The organism is Marinobacterium stanieri (genome assembly GCF_900155945.1).
In the GTDB taxonomy this organism is placed as follows: Bacteria; Pseudomonadota; Gammaproteobacteria; order Pseudomonadales; family Balneatricaceae; genus Marinobacterium; species Marinobacterium stanieri.
The window spans coordinates 277,418-290,932 of sequence record NZ_FTMN01000006.1 but is presented as its reverse complement, the minus strand read 5'-3'; the positions used below and the strand labels follow the sequence as shown (position 1 = coordinate 290,932).

Annotated in this window: 12 protein-coding genes and 1 tRNA gene; 12 read left to right on the top strand and 1 reads right to left on the bottom strand. The window is 54.8% G+C overall.

The features are described 5' to 3' along the window. The first annotated feature begins 133 nt into the window (after positions 1-133). The 6 genes from BW956_RS14775 (at position 134) to BW956_RS14750 (ending at position 5,143) form a co-directional block, all read left to right on the top strand. On the top strand, positions 134-508 hold the full coding sequence (locus tag BW956_RS14775; protein ID WP_139327202.1) for a hypothetical protein: 375 nt from the start codon (positions 134-136) through the stop codon (positions 506-508). 9 nt (positions 509-517) lie between these two features. Then, positions 518-1,501 (top strand): DnaT-like ssDNA-binding domain-containing protein, encoded by a 984-nt coding sequence (locus BW956_RS22920; protein WP_076463599.1) that lies wholly within the window; start codon positions 518-520, stop codon positions 1,499-1,501. A gap of 77 nt (positions 1,502-1,578) precedes the next feature. Then, a complete protein-coding gene (locus BW956_RS14765; protein ID WP_139327201.1) occupies positions 1,579-2,604 on the top strand; it encodes a hypothetical protein in 1,026 nt (341 codons plus the stop codon). Positions 2,605-2,671: 67 nt separating this feature from the next. Further along, the gene (locus BW956_RS14760) at positions 2,672-3,883 is read left to right on the top strand and encodes a tyrosine-type recombinase/integrase (protein WP_076463593.1); all 1,212 of its coding nucleotides are present in this window, start codon (positions 2,672-2,674) and stop codon (positions 3,881-3,883) included. A 273-nt stretch (positions 3,884-4,156) separates the two neighbouring features. Next, positions 4,157-4,522, top strand: a complete 366-nt coding sequence (locus tag BW956_RS14755) for an HNH endonuclease (protein WP_076463590.1) — start codon at positions 4,157-4,159, stop codon at positions 4,520-4,522. Between the two features lie 147 nt (positions 4,523-4,669). Next, positions 4,670-5,143, top strand: a complete 474-nt coding sequence (locus BW956_RS14750; RefSeq protein ID WP_076463588.1) for a hypothetical protein — start codon at positions 4,670-4,672, stop codon at positions 5,141-5,143. A gap of 126 nt (positions 5,144-5,269) precedes the next feature. Here BW956_RS14750 and BW956_RS14745 read toward each other — a convergent pair. Continuing rightward, positions 5,270-5,356 (bottom strand) — tRNA-Leu (locus BW956_RS14745). Between the two features lie 147 nt (positions 5,357-5,503). Between BW956_RS14745 and queA the strand changes: the two genes are divergently transcribed. The 6 genes from queA (at position 5,504) to rnr (ending at position 13,509) form a co-directional block, all read left to right on the top strand. Further along, on the top strand, positions 5,504-6,556 hold the full coding sequence (gene queA, locus BW956_RS14740; RefSeq protein WP_076463585.1) for a tRNA preQ1(34) S-adenosylmethionine ribosyltransferase-isomerase QueA: 1,053 nt from the start codon (positions 5,504-5,506) through the stop codon (positions 6,554-6,556). A 14-nt stretch (positions 6,557-6,570) separates the two neighbouring features. Continuing rightward, positions 6,571-7,689 (top strand): tRNA guanosine(34) transglycosylase Tgt, encoded by a 1,119-nt coding sequence (tgt, locus tag BW956_RS14735; protein ID WP_076463582.1) that lies wholly within the window; start codon positions 6,571-6,573, stop codon positions 7,687-7,689. Positions 7,690-7,727: 38 nt separating this feature from the next. After that, entirely contained in the window at positions 7,728-8,063 is a 336-nt protein-coding gene (yajC, locus tag BW956_RS14730; protein ID WP_010322688.1) for a preprotein translocase subunit YajC, read from the top strand. Positions 8,064-8,131: 68 nt separating this feature from the next. Beyond that, complete coding sequence (secD, locus tag BW956_RS14725; protein WP_076463579.1) at positions 8,132-9,985, top strand: protein translocase subunit SecD; 1,854 nt, start codon at positions 8,132-8,134, stop codon at positions 9,983-9,985. Between the two features lie 10 nt (positions 9,986-9,995). Beyond that, complete coding sequence (secF, locus tag BW956_RS14720; RefSeq protein ID WP_076463576.1) at positions 9,996-10,919, top strand: protein translocase subunit SecF; 924 nt, start codon at positions 9,996-9,998, stop codon at positions 10,917-10,919. 106 nt (positions 10,920-11,025) lie between these two features. Further along, on the top strand, positions 11,026-13,509 hold the full coding sequence (gene rnr, locus BW956_RS14715) for a ribonuclease R (RefSeq protein WP_083703091.1): 2,484 nt from the start codon (positions 11,026-11,028) through the stop codon (positions 13,507-13,509). Positions 13,510-13,515: the final 6 nt, after the last annotated feature.

Here is a 13,515-nt window from a genome sequence, read left to right as displayed (position 1 = left end):
CGATTCGTACCCGCAACACCTTCACTGTCATGGCCAACAGCTTTTCATGCGCTCGTGCGTTGCTTCCGGCTGATGCTGCTATCACCTGCCGGTCTGCGGTTCCTCTGAATGCTGTTGCTTTGGGGGTGATCGCATGAGTATCGCAAATCCAACCCAGAAGCAGATTCAAATGATGCAGGAGGCGGGGGAGCTCATATTGGCCGTTGTCGCCATCCATGAGCAATGCCGCCTGGCTGATCATGAAGGGCAGCCTTCCCCAGTCAGTGACCGCACGTTGTCTGGGTTAATGGTTGGTCTGAACATGTCTGGTGATCTTCTTTGGACAGAAGGCAGTGAGCTGGGGCGATTCATGATGACGGTCGGTGCTTTGTACCAGCAGCGCCTGAAGTCGCCTGAAAACTCTGAAGCCCATCCGATTACTTGCCAAACGTTGGACGGCCTTATGCCAGGCCTACAGGCTGCGGCTGACAAGTTGCTGTCTGCGGCCCAGCTGTGTGCGAAACAGTGAGGTTTCACTATGTCTCAAGCGAGCAAGGTTGTTCACCTGGCATCTGCAAGGCCTGAGAGCGTTTCTGTGTCTGCTAAAGGCGGATATATCTGCCTGTTTCGTTCCCTCCAAGGGGCGGCTTTTGCAAGCAGGCCGGAGTACCTATCTGCCTGGGTCCACATGCTGCTAATGGCTACCCATAAACCCCATCGGGCCATGTTGGGGAGTCGAAGCATTGAGCTCCAGCCCGGGCAGTTCATTTCAGGCCGGAAAGCTCTGGCCACTTTGGTGGGTGTCACTGAAAAGCAGATGCGAACCATCCTGGATTTTATGGTTGATGAGGGCATGTTGGCCAAGTCCAGTAGCCGGGTTGGTACGGTCTTCACCATTCTGAATTTTGAGGAATACCAGGGAGGAGCGGGCCAACGCTCCAGTGCCCCTAAAGCCAGTAGCCGTAGGCCTTCCAGTGCATCAAGTAGCCATGGAGGGCCAACCAAGGGCCAAGAAGGGCCAACAGTTCAGGGCCAACATGAGGGCCAAGTCTCGAAAGCCGTTGATCGCCCGGAAAATAAAGGCTCCAGAGCGGATAGAGACAGTTTAAGGGCCAACCTTTGGGCCAGCCCTAAAACTGCAAAAAGGGCCACTAAACAAGAAAACAATAACTCTACATCTTCAACAGTGAGCGCGTCTGAGGCTTTCCCAATGCGTTGGGATTGGCAGCCTGGAGAGAGTTTCAGTGATCGCTGCCGGCAAGCGGGTATCGATCTAAGTAACCTGGAATCTAACGAGGTGCGGGCCTGGGTGGGGGAGTTTCGGAGTTATTGGAGTGATCGGGCCGATACCTTCCGGCAAGGCCACTGGGAGCACAAGTTGGTTCAGCAGTTAAGACGCTGCCTTGCGAGAAAGTCAGCGCTTCCTCTTGAAGCTTCAGTCAAGAGCTTGGCTACACAGCGGCGGGAACAGAGGGCGGCTATCTCTGCTGCGACTATGGATATCCAGGATACCAGCTGGTGAATGGGTTAAGGCGGGATAGGGCATCAAAAGCCTTGCTGTTCCGCAAACGTGAAGTATTTCGAGAGGATTTATCAAAAATGAACGCAATTATTGAAAAGCTGTTTTCAGGTAAAAAAGGCCCTAAAGCTGTTGCTGAGTGGGAAGCGCGAATCGAGGAGCTCGAGCGGGCAGAGTTAGAGCTAAGTGAGGAGTATTCAGAGCTTCGGTCTGATTACAGCAGTAAAGAGGCCTATTTAAAAAATGCTGAAGATAGTCTTAGCAGGTATGTGGCTTTGCCAGTTGCCGGGCAGCGAGTGCCTTCACCCAAGCAAGAGGAAGTCCAGAAACGCAAGCGTGAAGTGGCTATCTGCAAGGCTGAGTTTGAGCAGGCAGAAGCTGCATACCTTCCGGTGCATGAGCAGGTGCTGCAAATCCGCGAAGAGTTGAAACAATTGAGGGGCAGCCGGCCAAAAGTTACCAAGGCCGATCTGAAAGCGGTAAGGGCTGAGGTTGATGGTATTGCGGGCAAAATTGAATCCATTCGTGAGGCCCAAGAGGCTGCTGCCGATCCTGAGCAAGAAGCAGGTACGGCACAGCTACGTGAACAGGTTGAGAAAGCTACAGCAACCAGGGACTTGATAGCCGCAGACGTTGGCCTGAAAGAGGCGACAGAAGTTGACTTACAGAAGGCGCAGAACGCTTTGGAAGAGCTCAAGTCAAAGCTGGACAAAATCACAGCTGAAGAAGAGATGATGAAAGCTCGGAGCCGAGGATATGGGTTGCGTATTCAGCAGCTTGAAGCAGAGTTACATGCGGCCAAAGAGCTTCTGAAACAGATGGTCGAAAACTATTCTGAGGAGGTTTATGCCGAGGCGGCTAAGCGTGCTGCGGATGCCTTTGGGCAGTTGAAGGAGGCGTTCCTGGATATGAAGGCCGCGGACTTGATCAGCTATGAGCAGGGGCATCGAAACATAAAGATTGGCTGGTCGGCTGAATCGGTTTCTATCCAGTTTGGCGATCGCTATGTAGAGCCGAAGGGTTTCTCTGAAAGGTCTTTCAGACCTAAAGGCGAAGTGATCAGCGACCGTAAGACTAAGTTCATGGAAGCGGCTGGGCTCGCTTAAGCGGAACCTTCTGGGCTGGCTTGCGTTGGTGGGCCAGCCGTTACTAACAGTTTAGGAGGGGCAAAGTGTGGCTCATACCTTAAGTGTTCCACTGTCCGATACTCTAGTGCGCCGTTATAGCGCTGATATCGATATAAAGCGGCTGCGTGATCCCCGTAATGGGTTGCTGTTGAGCTACCACCAGAATCGAAACCGGGGTACCTACCATATCCGCCATTATCACCAAGGCCAAGATCGTTGGTACAAAATCGGTATTTGGCCGGACCTGCCTGTTAAGGTCGTTTCTGAAAAATTACCGGAGCTGCGGATTAAATTGGCTATTGATAAGGGTTTGGACTCTATTCAGATCAGTGCCTGGAAGACGGTAGGGGAGTTGTTAACCTGGTACCGAGATCGCTGCGCAACCAATTCCAAGTTATCTGAGCCGCGCAGGACGGGTATTGTCAGTGCGATCAACGCCCAGCTACTACCCCGGGTTGGTGACTTGTTATTGTCAGATGTTACCCACAAGCGTATTGATACGGATCTGATTTGGCCATTGCAGGCCAGCTACGAGCTATCTTATGTACGGTCGATCTATTCAGTTATGCGCACGGCATTTAGCCAAGCAGCACGGCTGAACCAAATCCAGAGCAACCCCCTGTCAGAGTTGGTATTCAGTGCGTTCATTCAGGCTAAAATCCAGCCCAAACCTGCCGCCCTGAAGGTTCAGGACTTACCTGGTGCGCTGGAGCGATTACCAGAGCTGCCGGCAAGGCGGCGCCTCTTACCCCTGTTGATGTTGTTGCACGGTACTCGGATTACAGAGACAGCCAGTCTTCGTTGGGACTGGATAGACTGGAATGCGGCCGAAATGGAAATTCCTGCCAGCATGACCAAAAACCGCCAAGAGCACTCTATTCCCCTAACTCCTTTGGCTCAGCACCTGCTACGTGAGCATAAACGGGTGCAGCGCCGATACGGTCAAAGTGTTTGGTTGTTTCCAGGTTCTAGCGGGCGTCCAATCGATAAGAATGTGGCCAATGATCTGTTCAAACAGCTGAGTGATGGCGCCTGGACTAGCCATGATCTGCGTAAGCTGGCACGTACGCGCTGGGTTGATATGGGAGTGGATTATATTGTTGGAGAACAGCTGTTAAATCACAAGCTGAAAAACTTGGATGCGGTATATATCCATACTTCTATGCAGGCTCAAAAGCGGGCGGCACTTGAACAATATCATACGTGGCTACAGGCGATTGTTCCGCGCGAGTGGTTTGCAATTGAGAAGCCTAAGTGAGCGTGTGTGGAACGAGGGCGGGGCTGCTCAGTAGATGAACGCAATGCTAGCGATGACGGGGGGGGCATAGGTACTGCCATATAGATACCACAGGAGGATGTGCCTCTTGCCTGTTTTAAGGATCAGTGTTTTACTAAGTCGCGCTGGAGAGGTGCTCCTTCCAGCCCGGCTGACCATGTAATGGCAGACGGTTGGTCGTACACATAAGTGGCGGCTGCCGTATCGATTGCGTTAAGCGACGAGCGGATTTCTTTCTAACCAAAGGATCTGCTGATGAATCGCTTAAAGTCCTTGCGTAAAACCGCCTATTCCAAACAGAACAAACGCTGCTACTACTGCAACGCCCCTATGTGGCTAGGTAGTGCAGATGGCTTCTGCGATACATATTCCCTCTCTAAGAAAGAAGCTAAACGCCTTCAATGTACGGCAGAGCATCTCAAAGCCAGGCAGGACGGAGGGGGAGACCAGGCCGCCAACGTGGTGGCCGCTTGTCAGTTTTGTAATTCCACTAGGCATAAGAATCAGGGAAATGCGAAAGGGCCGTCATCCTACCGAAGTCATGTTCAACGCCGCATCAAGGCGGGTCACTGGCACCCTAAAGTGCTGTTGCACAAAATAGGATTGGCCGCTGAAAAGTAAAACGGGGCCCCTAGCTTTGCAAACACTACCGCGGGGCAGGTGCAACCACGCGGTTCACGGTATTTTTTTGGTGTTTATAGCGCCTCACCACCATAGGGTATAAAGTATATTTATTTCAATGAGTTGGCTTTGTCCAAGGTGGGGATTATGACGTTTGAAGAAAAGGTGGATTTATTGAGAGGAGTGCTTACCAAGAGTTTTCAGGCGATGGTAGATATGGGGTTTGTTCGTCTCGATGAATGTAAGGGCGGTTTTGCCATTAGTGCCGACAAAGCAAAGGAGTTATCTGCTCGTGGGCTGGGGGCCGCGGCTTCGATCGATGATAGTAGCGGCAAGCCCGTAATGTATTTCGACCCCGGGATGGATCCAAAGGGTTTGGTCTGGGTTGCCACACATGAGGCGGTTCACCTTGCGCAGATAGCTAAAGGGGATTTCGAGCCGAGTTTTGGATATGTTCTCTGGAAGGGGCAGAGGTTTGAAGGCTTGGATGCCTCTGATCCCAACTACTTTTCCAAAGACCACCAGCCTTGGGAGCACGAAGCGGCAAAGATAGAGAAAGAGATACGAAAACAGATAGGTCTTGGTTCTATAGACGCTGCGCTAGAGTCAGTTGATCACTAGAAGTGTAAGGGATAACCGGTCTGCGCAAATAACTGCGATACCATAGAGAACAGACATTGTTACTAACTCATCTGCAGCCTATGGGCAGCCTCAGTTTTTGCTGTGAGTGCTTGCTAACTCTGTAGGTGGTACCAGCGGCCGGACTCGAACCGGCACACCCGTTAAGGCGGGGGATTTTGAATCCCCTGTGTCTACCAATTTCACCACGCTGGCACTGTCTGACGGGGCCTGATGAACAGTGGCTCCGTGCAAGTGAAGGCGCATATTATATTTGTCTTTACTCGTTCGTCAATCAGGACTGAAAAAAACCTTCCATTCAGGTAGAATCGGCGCTTTCCAACAGGCTTCCAGTTTGAATTCATGCAGGTAAAAGATTTCTACTTCGAGCTGCCGGAGGAGCTGATTGCGCGCTACCCTCTGGAGCAACGCAGCGCCAGCCGGCTGCTGTGCGTTGACGGCAATACGGGCGAACGTACCCACCGTCAATTTTCCGATCTGCCCTCCATGCTGCAACCCGGCGATTTGCTGGTGTTCAATGACACCCGCGTGATCCCGGCGCGCTTGTTTGGCCAGAAGGCCAGTGGCGGCAAAATCGAGATGCTGATTGAGCGTGTGACGTCTGACAGCGAAGCGCTGGCGCATATCCGTTCCAGCCGTGCTCCCAAACCGGGCACTGCATTGACGCTGGAAGGGGGGCTTGAAGCCGAGGTGGTCGGCCGCCAGCAGAACCTGTTCGAGGTGCGCTTTACCAACCTTGAGGGGCATCTGGTCAGTGCGCTGGAAGAGTATGGTCATATGCCGCTGCCGCCGTATATGAACCGCGAAGATCAGTTGTCGGACCGTGAGCGCTATCAAACGGTGTATAACCGCAAGCCTGGTGCCGTTGCCGCGCCGACGGCCGGTCTGCATTTCGACGAGCCGCTGCTGGAACAGCTCAAGGCGATGGGCGTGGAGCAGGCGTTTGTGACCCTGCATGTGGGAGCGGGTACTTTTCAGCCGGTGAAAGTGGATAACATCCATGATCATCACATGCATGCTGAATATATCGAAGTCTCTGAAGAAGCCTGTGCGGCGGTGAAAGCGGCACAGGCGCGCGGCAATCGCGTTATTGCCGTGGGCACCACCAGTGTGCGCTGCCTGGAGACTGCGAGTCAGTCCGGCGAGATCGAGCCATTCTATGGCGATACGGATATTTTTATCTACCCCGGCTATCGCTACCGCACCGTGGAAGCCTTGATTACCAACTTCCACCTGCCTGAATCGACCCTGCTGATGCTGGTCAGTGCCTTCTCCGGTCATAAGGCGATGATGGATGCCTATGCCGAGGCTGTGGCCGAGCGTTACCGTTTCTTCAGTTATGGCGATGCCATGTTTTTGACCCGTCGCGAGGCGACGGACGAGGAGTCAGCGTGAGAAAAGAATGTTTCATGAAGTTCGAAACCACGACCACTGAAGGCAAGGCTCGTCGTGGACGCTTGACCTTCCCTCGTGGTGTGGTGGAAACCCCGGCATTTATGCCGGTCGGTACCTATGGCACCGTGAAGGGCATGACGCCGCGTGATATCGAGGCGACAGGTGCGCAGATTATCCTCGGCAACACCTTCCATCTGATGCTGCGCCCCGGTACCGAAATCGTGCAGCAGCACGGTGATCTGCATGACTTCATGCAGTGGAAAGGCCCGATCCTCACCGATTCCGGTGGCTTCCAGGTGTTCAGCTTGGGCAAGATGCGCAAGATCAGCGAGCAGGGCGTGACCTTCCAGTCACCGGTGAACGGTGACAAGGTGCTGATGACGCCGGAAAGTTCCATGCAGGTTCAGCGCGAACTGGGCTCAGACATTGTCATGATCTTCGACGAATGCACGCCTTATCCTGCGACCCACAAGGAAGCCGCTGATTCCATGCGCCTGTCCATGCGCTGGGCACAGCGTTCCAAGGATGCCCATGGCGACAGCCCTTCGGCGCTGTTCGGCATCATCCAGGGCGGCATGTATGAAGACCTGCGTGACGAGTCTCTGGAAGGCCTGACCGAGATCGGCTTCGATGGTTATGCCATCGGTGGTCTGTCCGTGGGTGAGCCCAAGGAAGACATGAAGCGTGTGCTGGATCACCTGGCGTGGAAAATGCCGGAAGACAAGCCGCGTTACCTGATGGGTGTGGGCAAGCCGGAAGATCTGGTTGAAGGCGTACGCCGCGGTGTGGATATGTTCGACTGTGTGATGCCGACCCGTAACGCGCGTAACGGTTTCCTGTTTACCCGCAACGGCATCGTCAAGATCCGTAATTCGTCCAATAAAACGAATACCGCACCTGTGGATGAAACCTGCAGCTGTTATACCTGTCAGAACTTCAGTCGTGCCTATTTGCACCATCTGGACAAGTGCCGCGAAATCCTGGGCGCACACCTTAATACCATCCACAACCTGCACTACTATCAGGAGCTAATGGCTGGTTTGCGCAACGCTATTGAACAGGGTAAATTGAGCGACTTTGTAGACGAATTCTATCGTCAGCGGGGACAGGAAACCCCACCGCTGACGGCGTGAAGCGAATACTTTTCACTGTAATCGGGAGTACAACCTGAATGAGCTTTTTCATCTCTCCGGCGCTGGCCGCTGATGCCCCTGCCGCGGGCGCAATGGATCCGGGTATGTTCAACATCCTGTTCCTGGTCGGTTTCGGTCTGATTTTCTACTTCTTCATGTGGCGCCCCCAGGCCAAGCGCGCCAAAGAGCACAAAAACCTGCTGGCTAACCTGGCCAAGGGTGATGAAGTGATCACCGCTGGCGGCATCATCGGCAAGGTTATCCGTCTGAACGACGACTACGTGGTACTGGAAGTGTCTGAAGGTACCGAGCTGAAGTTCCAGAAAGCCCATGTGGCAGCCGAACTGCCGAAGGGAACGATCAAAAGTATCTGATCTCCCGTCTGAGTGATCCAGCGCCACTGTTCAGGTGGCGCTTTTGTTTTTGGTGAGGACCGAGCACGATGCTCAACCGCTACCCCCTGTGGAAAAACCTGATGATCCTGCTGGTACTGGTGATTGCCGGTATCTACGCAGCCCCCAACCTCTATCCCGATGATTTCGCTGTCCAGGTATCCAGCACCCGTACCACCGAGGTGAATGCCAATACCCTGACGCAAATTGAATCCGCCTTGCAGACGTCCGGTATCGATACCAAGGACGTGGCTTTGCAGGAAGACGGGGGTGCTCTGGTGCGCCTGGGCACATCCGATGCTCAGTTGGCCGCCAAGGAAGCGATCGCGGATCAGCTGGGTAGCGACTATGTGGTAGCGCTGAACCTGGCACCGACGACCCCTGACTGGCTTAGCAGCCTGGGTGCAGGCCCGATGAAACTGGGCCTCGACCTGCGTGGCGGCGTGCACTTCCTGCTGGAAGTGGATATGGCACAAGCCGTAGGTCAGCGTCTGGATGTCTATGTCAGCGAGATCAAGACCAAACTGCGTGAAGAAAAACTGCGTTACCGCGTGGTTGATCACCTGGATGATGGCCGTCTGGCGATCCGCTTCGTCGATGCCGAAGCCCGTGATGCCGCGTCCAGCCTGCTGCTGCGCACCTATCAGGAGTTCCTGGTGGACAGCCAGGATGTGGATGGCGATGCCTGGTTGTACGTCAACCTGACCGAGCAAACCATCCGCGAGATTGAAGATTATGCAATCAAGCAGAACCTGACCACGCTGCGTAACCGTGTCAACGAGCTGGGTGTGGCCGAGCCGCTGGTACAGCGTCAGGGTCGTAACCGTATCGTGGTACAGCTGCCGGGCGTGCAGGATGCTGCCGCTGCCAAGCGTATTATCGGTAAAACGGCCAACCTGGAGTTCCGTCTGGAAGCGGGGCCGGATGCCAGCCGTGCTACAACTGAAACGTATGGCTTCCGTGATACACCGGAGCGCACCGCCAATCTGGAAAAAGACGTGATCATCACCGGCTCCAGCGTGTCCAACGCTCAGGCAGCCTTTGATGAAAACGGCATGCCCCAGGTATCCATTACACTGGATGCCAAGGGCGGACAGATGATGAGCCGTGTTACCCGTAACGCCATCCAGCGCCGCATGGCGGTGCTGTTTGTTGAGCACAAGCAGCGTACGCTGGTGCAGACCATTGATGGCGAGCGTGTCGAGAAGCGTATTCCGTATACCGAGAAGGGCTTGATCTCTCTGGCCACTATTCAGAGCACCCTGGGCAACTCCTTCCGTATTACCGGTCTGGATAGCGCTCAGGAGTCCTCCGAGCTGGCGCTGCTGCTGCGTGCCGGTGCCCTGGCCGCTCCGATCTACTTCGTAGAAGAGCGTACGGTTGGCCCGAGCCTGGGTGCTGAAAACATCGAACTGGGGACCCTGTCAGTCAAGATCGGCTTCGCGCTGGTGCTGGTGTTCATGCTGGTGTACTACAAGGTGTTCGGTCTGCTGGCGAACGTGGCCTTGACCTTGAACCTGGTGTTGCTGGTGGCAGTGATGTCGTTGATGTCGGCAACACTGACCTTGCCGGGTATCGCCGGTATCGTGCTCACCGTGGGTATGGCAGTGGATGCCAACGTTTTGATATTTGAACGTATCAAAGAGGAACTTAAAAACGGCCAGCCGGTCCAATCGGCTATCCACAGTGGTTTTGCTCGCGCGTTCACTACCATCCTCGATGCCAACGTTACAACGCTGATTGCCGCAGTAATCCTGTTTGCCATGGGCACAGGCCCGGTCAAGGGCTTTGCCGTCACCCTGTCGGTCGGCATTCTGACCTCCATGTTCACCGCGCTGCTGGTTACCCGTGCACTGGTCAATCTGGTGTATGGCGGCCGCAAGCTCAATAAAGTGATGATCTGAGGAGACCCCCATGGCTACAGGCAAGATTTATAACTTCATGGGTGTTCGCAAGCTGGCGCTGGCGTTCTCCCTGATTCTGATGCTGGTTTCGATCGGCTCCCTGGCTGTCAACGGCCTCAAGTTCGGCCTCGACTTTACTGGCGGTAGCCTGGTTGAGATCGGCTATGAACAGCCGGCAGATCTGGAGCAGGTGCGCTCCAGTCTGCAGACGGCAGGCTTCCAGGATGTCACCGTGCAGACCTTCGGTTCACCGCGTGACGTATTGATTCGTCTGCAGGCAGACCATGATCCCAAGCTGGGTGACAAGGTTCTGCAGGCACTGGAAGATGGATCGAATCAGAGCCTGGAACTGCGCCGTAACGAGTTTGTGGGTTCACAGGTCGGTGAAGAGCTGCGCGAGCAGGGTGGTCTGGGCATGCTGCTGGCACTGTTCATGATCATGGTGTACCTGGCGTTCCGCTTCCAGTTCAAGTTCTCCATAGGTGCGGTTGTCGCGCTGGTGCACGATGTTCTGGTGGTACTGGGCTTCTTCTCACTGCTGCAGGTCGAGTTTGACCTGACAGTGTTGGCAGCAATACTGGCGGTAATCGGTTACTCCCTGAACGACACCATCGTGGTGTATGACCGTATCCGTGAAAACTTCCGCGTACTGCGAAAGGGCGATGCCGCCGAGGTGATGAACACCTCGCTGAGCCAGACCCTGAGCCGTACGTTGATGACCTCCATCACCACGTTGCTGGTGCTGGTGGCTTTGTTCTACTTCGGTGGTGAAATGATCCATGGCTTTGCCATGGCACTGCTGGTGGGTGTGCTTATCGGTACCTACTCCTCTATTTATGTGGCGGCCAATGCGTTGTTGATGATGAATATCACGCGCGAAGATCTGCTGCCGCCGCAGAAGGAAGAAGGAGAAGAGGGCGAGGAGCTACCCTGATATTACAAAGCCGGCAATCGCCGGCTTTATTTTTTACATCTGTAGCAGCTATTCTGGAATGCATAAGCCGAAAAGGCAGGCGGTTACAGACAAAAATGGAATATGAATGACTAAGAATTGGCAAGAGAAAGATCCCAATGCTCAGCTGGAAGCTGAAAAATATGCGCAGCCGGTACCGAGCCGCGACTTCCTGCTCAACTTTCTCGAAAAATGGGGCGCGCCGATTGGCCACCCCGCACTTTGCCGTGAACTCGGCGTTGAAGATGAAGATGGTATCGAGGGCGTGCGTCGCCGATTGATCGCCATGTGCCGCGACGGCCAGCTGATTTCCAACCGTCGCAACGAATATGGCCTTATCCGCAAGATGGATCTTATTTCCGGTCGGGTGATTGGTCACCGTGACGGTTTTGGCTTCCTCAAGCCGGATGCTGGTGGTGATGATCTCTTCCTCAGCCCACGTAACATGCGTGAGGTGTTTGATGGCGACCGTGTACTGGTTCAGTCCATCGGCCTCGACAGCCGTGGCCGCCGTGAAGGCAAAATCGTGGAAGTACTGGAGCGCAACACTACCAAGGTGGTCGGACGCTTTGACGGTCATGGCGGCTTCGGTAGCCTGATCTGCGAGAACCAGCGCATCACCAACCAGGTGATGATCATTCCTGACCCGACCACGGGTCTTGAATATGAAGACGGTCAGCTGGTAGTGGCGGAGATTATTCAGCACCCGAACCGCAAGCAGCCGGCACGCGCCCGTGTCATTGAAGTACTGGGCGACCGCATGGCGCCGGGTATGGAAATTCAGGTTGCTATCCACAACTACGAAATTCCTGACGAGTTTCCGGAAGATGTGCACCAGGAAATTGGTGAGCTGACGCCGGAAGTGCGCGAAGAGGATAAGCAGAACCGTGTGGATCTGCGTGATCTGCCCTTCGTCACCATTGATGGTGAAGACGCCAAGGACTTCGATGACGCTGTGTACTGCGAGAAGAAAACCTTTGGTGGCTGGCGTCTCTGGGTCGCCATTGCGGATGTCTCCTACTATGTGCGCCCGGATTCGGCGCTGGACCAGGAGGCGGTCAAACGCGGTAACTCGGTGTATTTCCCCGAGTTTGTGGTACCCATGCTGCCGGAGCTGCTGTCCAACGGTCTCTGCTCGCTGAACCCCAAGGTCGATCGTCTGGCCATGGTGTGTGAGATGACGGTAAGCCGTGCTGGCAAGCTGTCCGGTTACAAGTTCTACGAAGCCGTGATCAACTCCAAGGCGCGTCTGACCTACACCAAGGTTGGCGCCATGCTGGATCAGGAAAACGAGAGCTGTGCACCCTTGCGCCAGGAATATGCACATGTGGTCAAGCATATTGACCAGCTGCATAACCTGTACAAATCACTGCGCAAGGCCCGTGACGAACGTGGCGCCATCGACTTCGATACGGTGGAAACCCGCATCGTCTTCGACCAGGTGCGCAAGATCGATGAAATTGTGCCGGTACACCGTAACGATGCCCACAAGATCATCGAGGAGTGCATGTTGATCGCCAACGTGGCGACGGCACGCTTCCTGGCCAAGTATGGCAAGCCGGCGCTGTATCGTATCCATGAAGGGCCCAAGGCGCAGAAGCTGGAAAACCTGCGTGCCTTCCTGGGTGAACTGGGGCTGAATCTGCCCGGTGGTGAAACACCTGAGCCCAAGGACTACCTCAAGTTGGCCGATGCCATAGAGGGGCGTCCGGATCGTCATATCATCCAGACGATGATGCTGAGATCCATGCAGCAGGCGGTGTATAGCCCGGAGAATCTGGGGCACTTTGGTCTGGCCTACAACGCCTATGCCCACTTCACGTCGCCGATCCGCCGCTATCCGGATCTGTTGGTGCATCGTGCCATTCGTGGTGCCATTCACGGTGAGGCCAAGGTGAAGGGCGTCGAGCGTCCGAAGAAATTCGAAGCCAACAGCGCCTTCAAGTATCCGTACAGCAATGAGCAGATGCTGGTGCTGGGTGAGCATTGCTCCATGACCGAGCGTCGTGCCGATGATGCCACCCGTGATGTGGTCTCCTGGCTCAAGTGTGAGTACATGCAGGATCAGATCGGCGAGAGCTATCCGGGTGTGGTGTCAGCCGTGACCGGCTTTGGTGTCTTTGTCGAGCTGGAAGACCTCTATGTGGAAGGACTTATCCACATTACGGCTCTGCCCAGTGACTACTACCACTTCGAAGCGGCCAAGCAGCGTCTGGTAGGGGATAGAACCCGCCGCGTGTTCAAGCTGGGTGATCGCGTCGAGGTGCAGGTGGTGCGTGTTGACCTGGATGAGCGCAAGATCGACTTCGAGCTGGTGGGCGAGCCGGATCAGGGCAAGCCAAAGAAGAAACTGACTCAGCGTGAAAAACTGGCCAAGGGTCAGGTGGGTGATGGACGCTCCAAGCCCAAATCCCAGTCGCGTGGAGGTCAACGCGGAAAAAAGCCTGAAGGGCGTGCCAAGGGAGCCGCTCATCGCGGTAAGAGCGATGACAAAAGTGAGGCTCCCAAGCATAAGCCCAAGAAGGCCCGTAAACCCAAGCATCCGCCCAAGGCCCGTCGCAAGAAGGCCTGAGGTTGG